The organism is Paenibacillus sp. MY03 (assembly GCF_002165585.1).
Lineage (GTDB): Bacteria > Bacillota > Bacilli > Paenibacillales > Paenibacillaceae > Pristimantibacillus > Pristimantibacillus agaridevorans.
The window spans coordinates 251,754-267,011 of the sequence record NZ_MXQD01000012.1 but is presented as its reverse complement, the minus strand read 5'-3'; the positions used below and the strand labels follow the sequence as shown (position 1 = coordinate 267,011).

The following is a 15,258-nucleotide window of genomic DNA, read 5'->3' as shown; positions in this document are numbered from 1 at the left end:
CATTCATGAACAAAGACATATTCAACAAATTAAAGAAATTATAGACGAAAGAAAAGGATAGAGCCATATCGAAGAAGGCGGATACATCCTATAACATCATAGTCACGCTTCGGGGCATTCGCCCCTCGGTCCGGCAGAAGTAGTTGGCAGGGGAGCCGATGCAGCCGGACACATCCAACATTCATCGGATGTTGTGAATATATGAAACGTTAGACGAAATAGCCAAAACAGTTATTAATAAAAGAGCAAAAGGAAAAGGAGTAATTGAATAATGTCAATTACAATTAGATTTGGAAGTCAATTAGATTCAAGTGATGTGTTCACTGGGGACCAACACGTTCCAGAGCATATTTTAAATTGGAAGCTGAAAAACCAAGAAATTATTCTGGCAAAAGATGATGAAGATCTGATTGGATATTTAAGATTAGAATATTTATGGTCAAAGTATCCATACATAGGGTTGATAATGGTTCATCCTGATTATAGAGGAAAAGGACTTGGTAAAAGATTATTGAAATATGTTGAAGAACATTTGAAAAGCAAAGGATTAAAAACAATATATAGTTCGTCTCAAGTGAATGAAGCCGATCCACAAGAGTGGCATAGGAAAATGGGATTTAAGGAATGTGGAATAATAAATGGAATAAATGAAGGCAAAATCGGGGAAGTGTTTTTTGTTAAAGAGTTATAATATCGAAGGTAACTCGAGAAGCAGCCACATCATCTAACAGCTTCGGGCCTATCAACCCTTGGTCCGCTAGAAGCGAGTAGCAGGGGAAGTAGATTCAGCGGACCATCCGCACCGACTTACCGCCAAAGATGAATTAGTTCCTTATGGGAGAGACATTTTTCAAACCAAAAATCTATAATGTAATGGCAGTATATGAAGCAATAGATGTTGAAGGACAAGCCAAGATAAATGACGACGAGGGAATTGAACTTCATTATTTTTCATTAGAAGAACCAATAGAAAATATCAACCCATCCACAGAATTGACATTGAGAAAAAAAGTTATATAAAGAATTGTTAGAAGGTCTATAGGCATTTTGAAAGTGGTCAAAGAGGTCTGCGTCACCCTATAAGACCATAATGCATCGGGGTATTCGGTCCACGGTCCGGCGGGAGTGACCCACAGTAGTGATCTCTGGAAAGTAGATGCTTAGGACAACCTCCTTCGGAGGTTCGTGAATGCGAGAGACGTTATGTGCAATTGCCAAAAACAAAATCAAAATGTTTGGAAGTGATAGCTTTGAAGCGGTTTTTTCTTATACGACATTGCAAGGCTGAAGGGCAGGAGGCGAATGCAAAATTAACGATTGAAGGAAACGAACAAGCTATTAAATTAGCTGATTTTCTTCATGAAAAGCAAATAGATTATATTATTTCAAGCAGTTATGTTAGAGCTGTGTCGAGTATCCAGCCTTTAGCGGAGAAAAATAAATTGAAAATAAATATTGAAGAGAGGTTATGTGAGAGAGTTTTAAGCTCAGAAAATATAGAAAACTGGATGGATAGATTATCAGAAACGTATGAAAATCTAGATTTAAGATTATTTGGCGGTGAATCATCAAGGGAAGCAATGGAGCGTGGATACTCTGTAATTAATGAATTAAGTGAGCGAATAGAAAGTAGTGTTGCGATTGTAACACACGGAAATTTAATGTCATTAATAATAAAGTGCTTTGATAATGAATTTGGATTTGAAGAATGGAAAAAATTAAGCAATCCAGATGTATATGAACTAAAGATCTTAAATTCAAAAAAAGAACATTATAGTTTAAGTAGGATATGGAAGTAATTCAATGAAGCAAGCAACAAAGAAGTAGAGTCAGAAGCTAAGATGCCTATTCAGCCGAAAATATGAAGAAAAATACTAAATGAGGTTGAACTCAATGCAACAAATTAAAATTACTCAATCTCAGTTCGAAGAGCTGATATTTGCGTGTGAAAATACAGGACACGAAATTAGATATTATTTTGATAAGCAAACAGGTGAAGTCGAAATGCTTGGCGAGTACATTGAAAATGATCCAGAACTTGAAGAAAGAATTGAAGATGAGTTTGGAGAACGTTATATAAGAGTACCAATGATTGAATCATGGCAATCGTTTGAGGATATGGTAGAGTTCACAGAAACTGTAGGAGATATGAGGATGAAACATTCACTTGAACGTGCACTCAGTGGAGGAAAAGGAGTTTTCAGAAGATTTAAAGATTCCGTTTCGGATGACTCAAGATTGTTGGAAGAATGGTATAAATTCAAGGATCAAAAAAACAGGGAAAGAGTTGTGAAGGTACTTGAAGAAGAACTGATTAAACTGATTATAGAATGAATGTAAAAATCTCAAGCTACAATCACCTAACACCATTTTCACGCTTCGCGCCATGGTTTGGCAGGGGATATTAGCAGAGATACTTAATAATAAACAGAATAGGTGATCTTAATGATTGATAGAATTACAATTGCTTTATTCATTACAATCATTGTGATATTGCCTGGCATATTATCAATCATAAAGCCTGAAATGATGTACAAAAGATCAGGAACCTATGTTTATCCAAATAAACCATCTAAAACAGCTGTTAAAGGATTTAAAACAGGTGGGTATGTTTCTGTTACAATTGGGGTTTTTCTTATAATAGTAGCACTTTTGGGTGGATTTAAAGGAACTTGAAAAATTCAATACATTAAAATGTTCGTGAATCAGTACTGAATTTAGTTAAAATCTGATGATATTGAGAGCGTGAGAGCGGTAGAGGCAATATAATAAGGGGTGTAAGATGGATTACAAGATTATCCATAAAGCAAAAGAAATATCAGTAAGAACTATTCGCCAAGCAGGAGAGATTTCTAAAGAAAAATTTGATAATTTTGTAGATTTAAGATCAAAAGACGAATTTGGCGATGTGGTCACTGAAGTTGACCATCTAGCTGAAGAAATTATAATCAAACAAATTCGCACTACATTTCCTACCCATCAGATACATAGTGAAGAGGCAGGGATAATAGGAACGGAAAACGATTGGCTTTGGCTTATTGATCCTTTGGACGGAACTAATAATTTTGCAATAGGATTGCCCGTTTTTACGACTTCAATAACGTTGATGTATAGAAGAGAACCCGTACTTGGGGTGGTTTACGAGCCGTTGACTGATAGATTATTTGTATCTGTCCTTGGAGAAGGAACGTATTGCAATAAACGTCAGGTTCAGATAAAAAGTAATTTCAATATTTTTAAAGGGAATATTGGTTGGATTCAAGGGCACAAAGTACAGAACGATAGTAGGGCAGTTAAATTAAGACAATTTATTGATGTAAACTTCATAAGAATGATGAGATTATGGGCTCCAACACTTCAATGGTGCATGCTTGCCAAAGGGGACATAGAGAGAATAATTCTTTATAATTCTGAAGGTGACGATTTGTATTCAGGTATTTTAATGGTTAAAGAAGCTGGGGGCATCGTAATCGATTTTGATGGAAACCCTTTTACAGGAATGAAAGAAGAGCCTTACATAATTGCTTGCCATCCCGACCACAAACAAGAATTATTGAGAATAGTAAAAGAGGGACTTGGTTAACTCAAGGAAGCAACTGACTTCATTTAAAATACCATATTTGCCCATCTTGCGATTCGGTCCTCGATCCGGTAAAAGGTTTTCGGTCTATGATAACTATTCAGTGGGGCGAATATGATCAAAATCATCTTTGTGAAATCTCCTTGAATTGTATAAATATTACTTTAGTGATTATGAACCAGATGATGTCAAGGAAAATGGACTATATGAGTATAGATATCTAGATCACTATTGGACGGAAGAAGGCAACATGGAAACGTTATACGAAATTATAATAAGTTGAAATTGGAGGGGATTCATTCTGGTTTGGGCAATTATCTCAATAGTTGTTATTTTAATTTGTTTTATTATTACATTTCTACTTGGCAAGAGAAATAAAATTGCAGGTTCATTTATTGTTTTTGTATCAGTTGGATTAGTACTAATATTATCAATTCCAATTAATAATAACTTAGAAAAGCTCCATAAGGAAGAAATCAACAAAGTAATCAAAGAAAAAGGTGGGGAAGTAATTGATATTACCACAGATATTCAAAGTCACTTTATAGAGTACACTATTAAATATAAGGTTAATGGGAAAGAGTACTATGCTGAGTATCTTGCTACCAAGAGAATAAACAATGTTAACGCTAAAGATAAATTTGGTAGAGGAAACGAATGGACGTTTTACAAGGAAGATCCAAAAGATTAATAAAATTAATCTTAATCTGGAAAAAAGTAACTCCGTATAACATCAAATCCTCGCATCGGGACATCCGACCCTCGCCTGGAGTTATTGGCACCACTCAAAGGAGCAATTTATATGCTTTGTTCTGCAGGTGAGTTTTCAGCCAGAAACGTCCAACTATGTCGACTTCGTGAATATACAAAATGTTAGATGACGCAGCTAGATCATAAACAATGGAGGGCTTTCATGGGAGTAGATTGGTATAACTCTATCGCCCGCCGAAATGGCGGGTATAAATCAGATGCGAAATTCCTAATAAAAGGTGTTTCCGCTGAGAATATTTTCGAAAAAGAATTAATTAATATCCTTCCAAACTATAGTCACGTATTAGATGCCGGCTGTGGACATGGTGATTTTACAATAAAAATGTCTCCATTCGCTAAATCAATCATTGGTTTTGATAATTCAATCGAGATGATTAAAATAGCTCAGTCTTATCAGTTGGATAGATCAAATTTGGAATTTGTATATGCCACAACAAAGGAAGAACTTCCATTCAAAGATGAACAATTCGATTTTATATATGATCGTAGAGGCCCTACTTCTATTATAAATCATAGCCGGATTTTGAGATCTAAAGGTACGATTTTCGGTATTCATTCAGGCGCACTTGATATAGTAAAGGAACGGCTTGATCACAACGGTTTTAAGAATATTGAGATCAGAGAGTATAAGGATGCAAGAATTATTTTTCCTAACCAAGAAGAATTTATGAAATTCCTTTCTGACATTCCTGGAAACCCAAATTATACAGAAGACCATATGAAAGAAGAACTTGAAATTAGAATAAATGAGAATACTATAAATGGAATCATTCAATTGAAGGAATATAAATACATATGGAAAGCTATAAAACCTTAAGCGCAATTCAGGAAGTCGGCCACATCATCTAACACCAGGTATAGACTTGATATCCGAGGAGGAAAAAACCATGGAAAAAAATAAATTACTGAGAATGGACAATGTCGGCATCGTTGTAGAATCCCTTGATGACGCAATTTCTTTCTTTGAGGAGATTGGCTTGAAACTCGAAGGGCGAACTACTGTCGAAGGTGAATGGGCTGGTCGCGTAACCGGACTAGGTTCTCAGTGTGTAGAGATTGCTATGATGGTTACCCCAGATGGCCACAGCCGAATTGAACTTTCGAGATTTCTCACCCCACCTACTACATCAGATCACCGGACGGCTCCAGTAAACTCCCTTGGTTATCTACGCGTCATGTTCACAGTTCAAAACATTGACGAGATGGTATCCAGACTCACTAAATATGGCGCGCAGCTCGTTGGCGAAGTGGTTCAGTATAAGGACTCTTATCGGCTCTGCTACATTCGTGGAACCGAAGGAATTCTAATCGGTTTGGCGGAAGAACTCGGTAACAAATAAGTAAGTGACGGTTTAAAAAAGCCTTTACTGAAAAGACCAACAGAATCAAACATATTAACCTCATTAAATAATGTTGGAAGGTGTATCGTATCATTGCACAAGCTGTTATCTTACAAAACGACAGCCTCTTGATGGTTAGACAATATGTACATAGAGGAGATATCGTATGGAATTTTCCTGGAGGCGGAATTGAAATAAATGAAACCCCTGAAATGGCTTGTATAAGAGAAGTTAAAGAAGAGACGGGAATTGAAGTAAAAGGATTATATCTAATACATGAACAGAATAAAAAATACACATATCTAATAACCAAATTTGAAGGGCAAATAAAACTAGATAAAGACAATAAAGATAATGAAGACATAATTGAGGTTAAATGGATTTCACAAAAAGGTATTAATTATCTTGATAGTTACACAAAGCCGATAATGGATATTGTAAGTAAGAAATTGAAGCTAAAGACATCATAAAATACTCAAAGGAGCAAATTATATGGCGAAGACGTCTAAGGAAATGGTTGAAGAATTCAAATCCTTTATTAATTTCGTACAAGATCTTAAAAAAATAGATGAAGAACATTGGAATAGGCCTCTTTCTGAGGGGAAATGGACTTTAAAAGATGTAATAAGTCACATCATGCTTTGGGACAAGTATTTTTATGAGGAAGGCATAAAGAAGATCAAGCTTGGGCAGCCCGTGTCGGTAAGGCATTTAAACTTTGATGAATTCAACGCCAATGCAAGGGAGTATGCAAAAACCCAATCCAGGGATCAAATTATTGACCAATTCCTTGAATATAGGAAAAAGATCATTAGTGACATTTCAGGATTACCAGAGGAAGATTATATTAAGGCATATAAAGACGGGGATACAAAGAAGTTTTCGATTCGGGGATATTTAAGAGGATTTATTTCCCATGACAAGCACCATAAAAAACAAATTGAAAAGTATATAAAATCATTAACGAAACATTAGGCGAAATCTACGATTCAGAATATATCGAAAGTAGGTTCAAGTATGATCTTATATGAAAGTAACGGTATAACTGTGCGGACACTTGAAATAAAAGATCAAAAACATCTGGTTAGTTGGCTCAATGACCCGTTAGTTTTAACCTATTATGAAGGTCGCGATCGTCCGCATGATTTGGAATTGATAAAAGAAAATTTTTACACGAATGATGAAGAAGAAAAAAGATGTTTGATAGAATACAACCATAAACCAATAGGATATATACAATTCTATTTGATAGATGAAGAAACATGTAAGAAATTTGGTTACTATGATTTGAATGAAACGATCTATGGAACGGATCAATTTATTGGAGAAACGAAATATTGGAATCAAGGAATTGGCAAACAGCTCATGAAATCCATGATCAAATATTTAACGCATGAATTAGGCGCAGATCGTATCTTAATGGACCCACAAACATGGAATTTAAGAGCAATCACATGTTATGAAAGATGTGGATTTAAGAAAATAATGAAACTTGAAAATTATGAAATGCATGAGGGAGAGCTAAGGGATTGTTGGCTGATGGAATACTCGAAAGAAGATATTTTGAAAGTAGATAGAGGAGAATTTTTATGAGCGAATTTAGTGCAAGCTATCATATTAGAACGAGTATTAGTTGTTGGATAAACGAAGAAGGGCGCTTCACATAACACCATATTCACGCTTCGATCCATTCAGCACTCGATGTAATTACGAAGAGATCTATAAATAAAACCAGGAGGTGTCCGAATGTCACGGCAGATCACATTGGCTGATGGACGAACTGTCGAAGTAGATTGCCTGAGTTGTGCTCTGACAAGTGGATTAATTGCTTCCACAGGTGGAGTGATTTATGAATCAAAACATTTTCATGTACATCAAGATGTTGCTTATCCAATAAGAGGTTTAGTAATCCTTGCTTCTAAAAGGCATTTTTACTGTATGGACGAGCTCTCGGTAGAAGAACGAATGGAATACATATCATTAATACATAAGATTAGAAGCGAACAAAGATCAAGACTAGGAATTGATAAGGTATATTATTTTTATAATGAAGATACAACTCATCATTTTCATATGTGGATGGTTCCGAGATATGAATGGATGGAACAATTTGGAAATTCCGTTGAATCTTTGAGACCAGTATTGTTACATGCAAGAAATCAAATGAATAATGAAGAGAATATGAAAGCTGTAATTGAAGGAATCAAAGAATTAAGGGAAGGATTAAGGCATTTTGAAAGCAGCACAGGGTAACTTCGCCTACACGATATTCACGCATCGGGGCATTCGCCCTCGGTCCGGAAAGAAGTAATTCGCAGGGAAGCAGGTCCAGCCGGACATTTAAGACCTTCGTCGGACTTCGTGAATACATGAAATATAGATATACTTGCAAAAAGCTCGAGGTGAAAGATATGGACAGAGTAGCGAGTATAAGAACAGAAGAGAAGAAATATCATGACTTCTGTTACGATAATTACAATTTATTTGAATCAGGTTCATGGCTGCATAGACCAGTAAAAACTGTAATCGACCTTTTAGCAGAATATAACCAACAAGAATCATTATGTGTATTAGACTTAGGTTCAGGTATAGGTAGGAATAGTATTCCTATAGCTGAATCATTGAAGAATAATAATGGCAAGGTCGTTTGTGTTGATATCTTAGAGTCCGCTATAGATAAATTACATTATTATAGTAAGAAATATGGCGTTGAACAATATATCGAGGCAATATTATCTGACATTGAACAATATACTATCGAAAAAGAAAAGTTCGATATTATTATTGCTGTGTCTGCCCTGGAGCACGTAAGTTCGGAGAGAGAACTGGAAAGAAAACTTAATGAAATGACATGTGGAACCAAATCAAATGGGTCGAATTGCATTATTATTGGATCGAATATAAGAGAAGTAAACCTTGAAAATGGGCAAGAATTAGATCCAATGTTTGAAGTAAATCTATCTACCGAAAGAATGCTGACAACATTGGATCAATGTTATGCCGGATGGGTAGTTAAAAATCGATTTGTAAAACAATTAGAATATGAAATAGACAGAAATGGACAAAACGTAATGCTGACCACTGATTGTATATCATTTGTAGCTAAGAAAATAAAGTAAGTTAATCGTTGAAACCAGCAAGCACCATCTAACAATGTGTTCAAGCATCGGCGGACTAAGGGGAAATGGCCGTCATGAACACGGAATATTAGATGAAAACTACGAAAGTCAACTAAATAATCTAAGGAGTTGATCGTATAGTCATTTACATCTTTATGATAATAATCATTATAGGATTAGCTAGTATAGATGGAACCCTAAGAAAAAGAAGGAAAAATGATGAAATTATAATTAATAGACTAGACCTTATTATCAACGAACTTAAAAATAGAAAAGACGATTTTGAACCTAAAGATTCTTAAGGAATAAGTTTGATTAGAAAAAATAAAGAAGGGATTGAATTCATTTGATCGTATTAAGATTTACGCAATCATTATTGAAAGACATGAAGTCTGCTCAAATTCAAGTCGACGACATTTCACCTCTTTTCAGTTGGCATGTGAATATATATAAATTAAACAACAAAAAACACATATTATTTGTTAATGATTTATCAAGGCTTTGTCTAATCATTGATGGAATTAGAACATCGCAACTTTCTTTACTAAAGGAGAAATTTTTGATAACACTGGAAACTTATTTACAGGAAGAAGGAATTGAAAAAAATATGATTGATAGGTATTTGAAAGAAGGTTCTGAATTAAGTATTTCAAAAACCAACAACAGAAGTGTGATAGGAACTATGACTGAAATATCCATTTTCGAAAAAGATAATTTTACAGACAATATGCAAAGAATGAAATGGCTGAACCGATTAATTTATAAACCGATAGAATATAATGAACCAATCAAAGTATTTAAAGAAGCTCTAAAAACATTATCTAAGTGAACTGTTTGGCAGGTGAAGTTTCAATGAAGAGAATTATGATTATTGGATCTGGTGGAGCTGGTAAATCCACTCTTGCCAGACAACTGGGAGAGTTATTACAATTGCCAGTTCATCATTTGGATGCGTACTACTGGAAGGCTGGCTGGAATCCTACTCCTAATGAACAGTGGGATTCGTTTCAAGAAAAGCTTGTACTAGAAGAATATTGGATTATAGATGGAAATTATGGTCGTTCTCTTGATATTAGAATAAAACAAGCTGATGTTATTATTCTCCTGGATTTTTCAAGATTGATAACTATATACAGAGTGATCAAGAGGAGGATTATGTATCATGGCAAGACCAGACCCGACTTAAATGAAGATTGTCCGGAAAGTCTGGACTTTGAATTTATAAAATGGGTGTGGAATTTCAGAAAAACAAGGATTCCAAGCATCATTCAAAAACTAAGAGATTATAGTCACAAACATATTATTGTATTGAAATCTCCGAAAGAAGTGAAAATTTTTCTAGCGCAAGTTAAGACATTAGGTGCGGGTATTTTCGAAAAAGGCGAGAACTTCTCATAACAACCTCATCATACAATTGCATGAGAAGAATTAGATGGAGGAGAGCCGATGAAAATTTTGATTGTCTCCGACGAAGAGTCCAAATACATATGGGATCATTTTGATCCATCCAGGTTCGAGGGAATTGAATTGATCCTATCATGCGGAGATCTCAAAGCCGAGTATTTGTCTTTTCTGGTCACAATGATTAAGGCGCCTCTATTCTATGTGCATGGAAATCATGATACGACATATATAACAAAGCCTCCTGAAGGTTGCGAGAACATTGAAGATAAAGTTGTCAAATTTAATGGCGTTCGAATTATGGGGCTCGGTGGCAGTAATCGATACAGCCAGGGTAGCCATCAATACACCGAAAAACAGATGAAATGGAGAATAACTAAACTCAAGTTCAGGTTGTGGAAAAACAAAGGAATCGATATCCTGTTAACACATGCACCAGTCTATAAAATTGGAGATGGCGAAGATCTCTGTCATAGGGGATTTCAATGTTTTATTGATTTTATGGATAAATATCATCCAAAGTTGTTGCTCCATGGACATCAGCATTTGAATTACGGTAAAGGGCAAAGAATTCATCAATATAAAACGACGAAAATAATTAATGCTTTTGGTTATCACATTATAGATATGTAGTCAGGCACTGCCGTTCAATCGGAGCAATACGAATTAAACAGAAACAAAGGAGGCCAGGGCAAAATGATCCAATATTCTTTTGATCATAACCTGCAAGCATCAGATGTAGCGGAAGTTTTCCGATTGTCGGGTATGAAAAGGCCATTTGCGGACTTGGAACGGATTCAGAGGATGATTGACAATGCTCATGTCATTGTATCGGCTTGGGAGAAGGGGAAAATGATCGGCATTGCACGAGCGATAACCGATTTCTCGTACTGCTGTTATTTATCCGACCTTGCGGTAATCCAGCAGCATCAACAGGTGGGCGTGGGCAAGCAACTCGTTCAGCACGTTCAAGATCGAATCGGCGACGAATGTTGTCTTCTCCTTTTAGCAGCACCAGGAGCGATGGACTATTATCCGAAGATTGGATTCGAGAAGGCCGAGAACGCTTTTCTCATCAAACGCAAGCAATAGATTAGGTTAACCAATTTCAACTGCCAACACGATGAGCATCACAACAATCAATTAGAAAAATGTAAAAAGGAGATCATGCCATGACGGTCAAAAAACAAAGCGGGGAAGAGCAGGTTGCCACCTTTTTAAGCGAATTGCAGCATCCGCTCAAAGCTGAAATCGAAGAAGTGCGGAGAATTGTGTTAGAGGCTGTACCAGAGCTCACAGAGCATATCAAATGGAATGCGCCAAGCTTCTGTTATGCAGCCGAGGACCGAATTACATTCCAATTGCAAGGGAAGGGCTTCTTTCGACTTATATTCCATACCGGGGCTAAAGCTCAGACACGTACGCAATCAGGTAAACTAATCGAGGATCATACCGGTTTGCTCGAATGGGCGGCAGATGACCGTGCAATTGTTAAGATTACTGATCTAACGGATGTTATGGCGAAAAAAGACAAATTAATCGATGTAATAACCAAATGGATTGAAGCGACCAAGCAGTCATAAGCAATTCGTGTTCTAGAAGGCGGGATGAGATGAAATTTTTTATTATTTTTGGCCCTCAAGCCGTAGGCAAGATGACAGTAGGTCAAAGCTTATCCAAGCTGCTAAATATTAAGTTATTTCATAATCATATGTCGATTGATTTTGTTTCGCAATTTTTTGATTATGGGACTGCGTCAGGAAAGCGATTAGTTGCTTTAATCCGTCAGGAAATATTCGAAGAAGTTTCAAAAAGTGATTTAGAGGGGTTCATTTTCACCTATTTGTGGGGGTTCGATCTCCAATCCGATTGGGATTACATCCATTCTATAACGGAGCTCTTTGAATCAAAGGGCGGCCAGGTATATTGGGTTGAGCTAGAAGCCAGCGTAGAAGAAAGACTGCAACGGAATCGTACCGCAAATAGACTCGAGCATAAACCAACTAAAAGGGATGTAGAAAGGTCGGAAAAGGATTTAATTACAACTTACGAAAACCATCGGCTAAATTCTAATCCTGGAGAAATTACAAGGAGCAATTATATTAAAATCAACAATATGAATATGTCCCCAGATGAAGCGGCCCAAAAAATTCGGAACGAATTTAATTTATGAGACCCTGCGAGCGACTCGAACGGTATGGAACGTAAGAATGGCAAGTCGGTTTTTTATACTGACCTCTAGGGCGGGGGAGTTCAAATGAGTTATCTATTCATTTTTGTTGCAATGATCGGAATTAATGCGGTTGTGTATTACAATTTTGGAATCCCCGGCGTTCTCATTCTAAACTTCTCGATAGTGACTGCTTTACTCATCCTTATTCACGATAGAATAAAACCGTTTGAGGTATCGAAAAAGGTCAAAGATGACTTCGATGCTGGTCAATAGGCGGTGCCGTGTTTATTATTACTTTCGCAGCTTATTATTTCTTAAGAGTATGGTTCGAAAACAAGCCTGATCGATGATATGATAATACTATTGGGATTGATTATGTAAATAGAGGAGAATTTCCATAATGCCGCTCGAAACGTTAGCGCTGTATCCGACTTTATCCAATCCGATTGAATGGGGGCCTGTGCATGCTTCGTTCGTTTTTGCATCGGGGACGGACGAGGCGAGAGTAAGCAATGTTAGTATTGTGCCATGCTCAGGGGATAAATACATTATCTTTCAAGTGGAGAACGGAATGTGGGAGCTTCCGGGAGGGACTTTAGAGCCGGGAGAACATTACTTGGACGGCTTGCGACGCGAAGTGATGGAAGAGCTCGGCGGCGAACTTGTTTCCTATACGATCTTCGGGCGGTTCAATTGCGAGTCGAAGGCCGCGGTTCCATACAAAGCTCATATTCCGCATCCCCAATTTGTAAGATTGATGGGGTATGGCCAAGTGGAATTGGTAGGTAAGCCCTTAAATCCGCCGGATGGCGAACAAGTCGTGGCCGTGGAAGTCGTAAGCCTCGAAGAGGCTTTACAACGCTTCCATAGCGTAGGCCGTTCCGACCTTGCCGAGTTGTATCAATTAGCGGATGCCATTCGAAAAGAAAAAGGGGAAACAAACGATGGGAACTGTCTATGACAGCATTAAACCTGATCACGAAACGTTTATTCGGGAACAGCATCTATTTTTCGTAGGAACTGCCGCTCCTGACGGCCATGTCAATCTATCTCCAAAAGGACATGATGTGTTCCGAATTCTATCTCCCAATCGGGTGGCTTATCTGGATTTGACAGGCAGCGGCAACGAGACAAGCGCACATCTCTCCGTGTTGGATCGTATAACATTTATGTTCGTAGCGTTCGAGGGAAAGCCGCTTATTTTGAGATTGTATGGGAGAGGAAAGGTTGTCCTGCCGGATACGGAAGAGTGGGAGGTGCTTGCTCCCCGCTTCGAGCTGATGCCGGGACATCGGCAAATGATTGTGGCGGATATTGATATCGTGAAGACCTCATGCGGCTTCAGCGTACCATTCTACAGTTATGAAGGCGAACGGGAAACTCTACTGCAATGGGCAGGCAATAAAGGGGAAGAGAAGCTTACGGAATACCGTAAAGCCAAAAACGCAACAAGTATGGACGGTATTCTGACACCTATTGGCAAGAAGTTTCTATAAATCGTGCGAATTCATCATGATGCCGTAGGGACGGAGTTGAATACAATCAAATTTAAGGATGCCAAGCGAGGCAAGGATATAATTAACGCCGTGAAACATTGGGAACAACGGACATTGGTAGCCTGGGCAGCCGATTGTGCAGAGCAAGTGCTGCCATTGTTTGAGCAGCAAGTTCCGGGAGATGATAGACCGCGAAGAGCGATCGAAGCCGGAAGGGCATGGTCGAGGAAAGAAATCTCGATGAGCGAAGCGCGCAAGGCCGCTTTTGCCGCGCACGCTGCTGCCCGAGATGCCGGTAACGAAGCGGCGACTGCAGCTGCTCGAGCTGCAGGGCATGCAGCTGCAACATCACATGTAACAGGACATGCGATTCATGCAGCAACCTATGCAGCCAAAGCTGCTGCTTACTCATCAGGAGCAGTGGGGCCGGGAGACGCGGTGGAAGCCATTCGAGACTGGCAATATCAACTTGTGCTAGCGAGAGAAGGGAAAGTTTCGACATGACTACCATACGAATCATTCCATATGAGGAAGCGGCTGCCTTCTGGACGCTTCGTCTGGAAGCGCTCCGCCAGCATCCTACCGCCTTCGGCAGTTCATGGGAAGAGGCAAAAGACATTACCGATGAAGGTATACGTGACAGACTTCAAAACGACGATAACGGATTCGTGTTAGGCGCGTACCAGGACAATCGCTTGGTAGGCATGATCGGCTTCAAGCGGGGAACGTCGATCAAGGAGCGTCACAAAGCATTCATCTGGGGCATGTACGTCGCATCTTCGCATCGCGGGCAGGGAATTGGCAGATTGTTGATGGAAGAGGTTATTCAACGGGCGACCGCAATGAACGGATTAGAAATCGTTACACTTTCCGTCGTTACTACGAACACGGAAGCGCTAAAGCTGTATCGTTCGTTAGGATTCGTAACCTATGGCACGGAGCCGTGCGCGCTTCGAGTCGACGGAGAGTGTTTGGACGAGGCGCATATGGCGTATCGAATCGGTGCGGCACCTCGGTCGAAGGACCATGAGCAGCCAATACTGGAAGCCGCTCTTCTGTCGATCATACCAGGAAGGAAGGAAGAGTTCGAAGCTAGCTTTATTCAAGCATCCGCCATTATAGCCGGCATACGCGGTTATTTGGGACATGAGCTTCGCGCCTGCGTCGAGGACGATCACAAATATTTGTTGTTGGTTCATTGGGAGTCGCTGGAGGATCATACCGTCGGGTTCCGCGAATCTTCCGCTTACCAGGAGTGGAAGAGCCTGCTGCATCATTATTATGACCCGTTCCCGGTGGTGGAGCATTTTCATCCTAATTTGCTACCCGGAACCAAAAGAAATGACAAAGAAGAAGGCTCGCCCCCCAGTCAATAAGA

The 15,258-nt window shown here is 38.6% G+C and carries 23 protein-coding genes and 1 pseudogene; all 24 read left to right on the top strand.

Annotated elements, in window-relative coordinates; all coding sequences use genetic code 11:
* Positions 1 to 271: 271 nt before the first annotated feature.
* The 24 genes and pseudogenes from B1748_RS15005 (at position 272) to B1748_RS37500 (ending at position 15,256) form a co-directional block, all read left to right on the top strand.
* Positions 272 to 691 (top strand): GNAT family N-acetyltransferase, encoded by a 420-nt coding sequence (locus tag B1748_RS15005; protein ID WP_087568726.1) that lies wholly within the window; start codon positions 272 to 274, stop codon positions 689 to 691.
* Positions 692 to 834: 143 nt separating this feature from the next.
* On the top strand, positions 835 to 1,020 hold the full coding sequence (locus B1748_RS15000) for an NUDIX hydrolase (protein WP_087568725.1): 186 nt from the start codon (positions 835 to 837) through the stop codon (positions 1,018 to 1,020).
* Between the two features lie 185 nt (positions 1,021 to 1,205).
* Positions 1,206 to 1,799, top strand: a complete 594-nt coding sequence (locus tag B1748_RS14995) for a histidine phosphatase family protein (protein ID WP_256975678.1) — start codon at positions 1,206 to 1,208, stop codon at positions 1,797 to 1,799.
* Positions 1,800 to 1,893: 94 nt separating this feature from the next.
* Positions 1,894 to 2,334 carry a UPF0158 family protein gene (locus B1748_RS14990; RefSeq protein WP_179215591.1) on the top strand — a complete coding sequence of 147 codons (441 nt, stop codon included), beginning with the start codon at positions 1,894 to 1,896 and terminating at the stop codon, positions 2,332 to 2,334.
* 111 nt (positions 2,335 to 2,445) lie between these two features.
* Entirely contained in the window at positions 2,446 to 2,676 is a 231-nt protein-coding gene (locus tag B1748_RS36420; RefSeq protein ID WP_143810298.1) for a DUF6199 family natural product biosynthesis protein, read from the top strand.
* Between the two features lie 106 nt (positions 2,677 to 2,782).
* Positions 2,783 to 3,583 (top strand): inositol monophosphatase family protein, encoded by an 801-nt coding sequence (locus B1748_RS14985; protein WP_087568722.1) that lies wholly within the window; start codon positions 2,783 to 2,785, stop codon positions 3,581 to 3,583.
* A gap of 910 nt (positions 3,584 to 4,493) precedes the next feature.
* Positions 4,494 to 5,168 (top strand): class I SAM-dependent methyltransferase, encoded by a 675-nt coding sequence (locus B1748_RS14975; protein WP_087568721.1) that lies wholly within the window; start codon positions 4,494 to 4,496, stop codon positions 5,166 to 5,168.
* 70 nt (positions 5,169 to 5,238) lie between these two features.
* Positions 5,239 to 5,691 (top strand): VOC family protein, encoded by a 453-nt coding sequence (locus B1748_RS14970; RefSeq protein ID WP_087568720.1) that lies wholly within the window; start codon positions 5,239 to 5,241, stop codon positions 5,689 to 5,691.
* A gap of 80 nt (positions 5,692 to 5,771) precedes the next feature.
* Complete coding sequence (locus B1748_RS14965) at positions 5,772 to 6,161, top strand: NUDIX hydrolase (RefSeq protein ID WP_256975677.1); 390 nt, start codon at positions 5,772 to 5,774, stop codon at positions 6,159 to 6,161.
* A 22-nt stretch (positions 6,162 to 6,183) separates the two neighbouring features.
* Complete coding sequence (locus B1748_RS14960) at positions 6,184 to 6,666, top strand: DinB family protein (RefSeq protein ID WP_087568719.1); 483 nt, start codon at positions 6,184 to 6,186, stop codon at positions 6,664 to 6,666.
* A 42-nt stretch (positions 6,667 to 6,708) separates the two neighbouring features.
* Positions 6,709 to 7,284, top strand: coding sequence for a GNAT family N-acetyltransferase (locus B1748_RS14955; RefSeq protein ID WP_087568718.1), 576 nt, complete (start codon positions 6,709 to 6,711; stop codon positions 7,282 to 7,284).
* Positions 7,285 to 7,437: 153 nt separating this feature from the next.
* Positions 7,438 to 7,944 (top strand): HIT family protein, encoded by a 507-nt coding sequence (locus B1748_RS14950; RefSeq protein ID WP_087568717.1) that lies wholly within the window; start codon positions 7,438 to 7,440, stop codon positions 7,942 to 7,944.
* A 158-nt stretch (positions 7,945 to 8,102) separates the two neighbouring features.
* Positions 8,103 to 8,810, top strand: coding sequence for a class I SAM-dependent methyltransferase (locus tag B1748_RS14945; protein ID WP_087568716.1), 708 nt, complete (start codon positions 8,103 to 8,105; stop codon positions 8,808 to 8,810).
* 346 nt (positions 8,811 to 9,156) lie between these two features.
* Positions 9,157 to 9,639, top strand: a complete 483-nt coding sequence (locus tag B1748_RS14940; protein WP_087568715.1) for a DUF6933 domain-containing protein — start codon at positions 9,157 to 9,159, stop codon at positions 9,637 to 9,639.
* A 23-nt stretch (positions 9,640 to 9,662) separates the two neighbouring features.
* Complete coding sequence (locus tag B1748_RS14935) at positions 9,663 to 10,208, top strand: DNA topology modulation protein (RefSeq protein WP_087568714.1); 546 nt, start codon at positions 9,663 to 9,665, stop codon at positions 10,206 to 10,208.
* 48 nt (positions 10,209 to 10,256) lie between these two features.
* A complete protein-coding gene (locus B1748_RS14930) occupies positions 10,257 to 10,844 on the top strand; it encodes a metallophosphoesterase family protein (protein ID WP_087568713.1) in 588 nt (195 codons plus the stop codon).
* 63 nt (positions 10,845 to 10,907) lie between these two features.
* The gene (locus tag B1748_RS14925) at positions 10,908 to 11,303 is read left to right on the top strand and encodes a GNAT family N-acetyltransferase (protein WP_087568712.1); all 396 of its coding nucleotides are present in this window, start codon (positions 10,908 to 10,910) and stop codon (positions 11,301 to 11,303) included.
* 80 nt (positions 11,304 to 11,383) lie between these two features.
* Positions 11,384 to 11,794 carry a DUF1801 domain-containing protein gene (locus B1748_RS14920; RefSeq protein ID WP_087568711.1) on the top strand — a complete coding sequence of 137 codons (411 nt, stop codon included), beginning with the start codon at positions 11,384 to 11,386 and terminating at the stop codon, positions 11,792 to 11,794.
* A 29-nt stretch (positions 11,795 to 11,823) separates the two neighbouring features.
* Positions 11,824 to 12,384, top strand: a complete 561-nt coding sequence (locus tag B1748_RS14915) for a DEAD/DEAH box helicase family protein (protein ID WP_087568710.1) — start codon at positions 11,824 to 11,826, stop codon at positions 12,382 to 12,384.
* A 400-nt stretch (positions 12,385 to 12,784) separates the two neighbouring features.
* On the top strand, positions 12,785 to 13,345 hold the full coding sequence (locus B1748_RS14905) for an NUDIX hydrolase (RefSeq protein ID WP_087568708.1): 561 nt from the start codon (positions 12,785 to 12,787) through the stop codon (positions 13,343 to 13,345).
* Positions 13,329 to 13,880, top strand: coding sequence for a pyridoxamine 5'-phosphate oxidase family protein (locus B1748_RS14900; RefSeq protein WP_087568707.1), 552 nt, complete (start codon positions 13,329 to 13,331; stop codon positions 13,878 to 13,880). Before B1748_RS14905 ends, B1748_RS14900 begins: the two co-directional genes overlap by 17 nt.
* 3 nt (positions 13,881 to 13,883) lie before the next feature.
* On the top strand, positions 13,884 to 14,384 hold the full coding sequence (locus B1748_RS14895; RefSeq protein ID WP_218781635.1) for a putative immunity protein: 501 nt from the start codon (positions 13,884 to 13,886) through the stop codon (positions 14,382 to 14,384).
* Positions 14,381 to 14,848: pseudogene (locus B1748_RS37505) on the top strand (GNAT family N-acetyltransferase); the annotation flags it as partial. The gene B1748_RS14895 and the pseudogene B1748_RS37505, both read left to right, overlap by 4 nt.
* Before the next feature lie 18 nt (positions 14,849 to 14,866).
* Positions 14,867 to 15,256, top strand: a complete 390-nt coding sequence (locus B1748_RS37500) for an antibiotic biosynthesis monooxygenase family protein (RefSeq protein ID WP_256975683.1) — start codon at positions 14,867 to 14,869, stop codon at positions 15,254 to 15,256.
* Positions 15,257 to 15,258 lie beyond the last annotated feature (2 nt).

Bases quoted from the DNA above. Each gene is read 5' to 3' on its own strand.
- B1748_RS15005 (WP_087568726.1), top strand. From the start codon at position 272: ATGTCAATTACAATTAGATTTGGAAGTCAATTAGATTCAAGTGATGTG.
- B1748_RS14970 (WP_087568720.1), top strand. From the start codon at position 5,239: ATGGAAAAAAATAAATTACTGAGAATGGACAATGTCGGCATCGTTGTA.
- B1748_RS14900 (WP_087568707.1), top strand. From the start codon at position 13,329: ATGGGAACTGTCTATGACAGCATTAAACCTGATCACGAAACGTTTATT.
- B1748_RS14955 (WP_087568718.1), top strand. From the start codon at position 6,709: ATGATCTTATATGAAAGTAACGGTATAACTGTGCGGACACTTGAAATA.
- B1748_RS14960 (WP_087568719.1), top strand. From the start codon at position 6,184: ATGGCGAAGACGTCTAAGGAAATGGTTGAAGAATTCAAATCCTTTATT.
- B1748_RS14990 (WP_179215591.1), top strand. From the start codon at position 1,894: ATGCAACAAATTAAAATTACTCAATCTCAGTTCGAAGAGCTGATATTT.
- B1748_RS14925 (WP_087568712.1), top strand. From the start codon at position 10,908: ATGATCCAATATTCTTTTGATCATAACCTGCAAGCATCAGATGTAGCG.
- B1748_RS14930 (WP_087568713.1), top strand. From the start codon at position 10,257: ATGAAAATTTTGATTGTCTCCGACGAAGAGTCCAAATACATATGGGAT.
- B1748_RS14945 (WP_087568716.1), top strand. From the start codon at position 8,103: ATGGACAGAGTAGCGAGTATAAGAACAGAAGAGAAGAAATATCATGAC.
- B1748_RS15000 (WP_087568725.1), top strand. From the start codon at position 835: ATGGGAGAGACATTTTTCAAACCAAAAATCTATAATGTAATGGCAGTA.
- B1748_RS14950 (WP_087568717.1), top strand. From the start codon at position 7,438: ATGTCACGGCAGATCACATTGGCTGATGGACGAACTGTCGAAGTAGAT.
- B1748_RS14920 (WP_087568711.1), top strand. From the start codon at position 11,384: ATGACGGTCAAAAAACAAAGCGGGGAAGAGCAGGTTGCCACCTTTTTA.
- B1748_RS14905 (WP_087568708.1), top strand. From the start codon at position 12,785: ATGCCGCTCGAAACGTTAGCGCTGTATCCGACTTTATCCAATCCGATT.
- B1748_RS37500 (WP_256975683.1), top strand. From the start codon at position 14,867: ATGGCGTATCGAATCGGTGCGGCACCTCGGTCGAAGGACCATGAGCAG.
- B1748_RS36420 (WP_143810298.1), top strand. From the start codon at position 2,446: ATGATTGATAGAATTACAATTGCTTTATTCATTACAATCATTGTGATA.
- B1748_RS14915 (WP_087568710.1), top strand. From the start codon at position 11,824: ATGAAATTTTTTATTATTTTTGGCCCTCAAGCCGTAGGCAAGATGACA.
- B1748_RS14975 (WP_087568721.1), top strand. From the start codon at position 4,494: ATGGGAGTAGATTGGTATAACTCTATCGCCCGCCGAAATGGCGGGTAT.
- B1748_RS14985 (WP_087568722.1), top strand. From the start codon at position 2,783: ATGGATTACAAGATTATCCATAAAGCAAAAGAAATATCAGTAAGAACT.
- B1748_RS14935 (WP_087568714.1), top strand. From the start codon at position 9,663: ATGAAGAGAATTATGATTATTGGATCTGGTGGAGCTGGTAAATCCACT.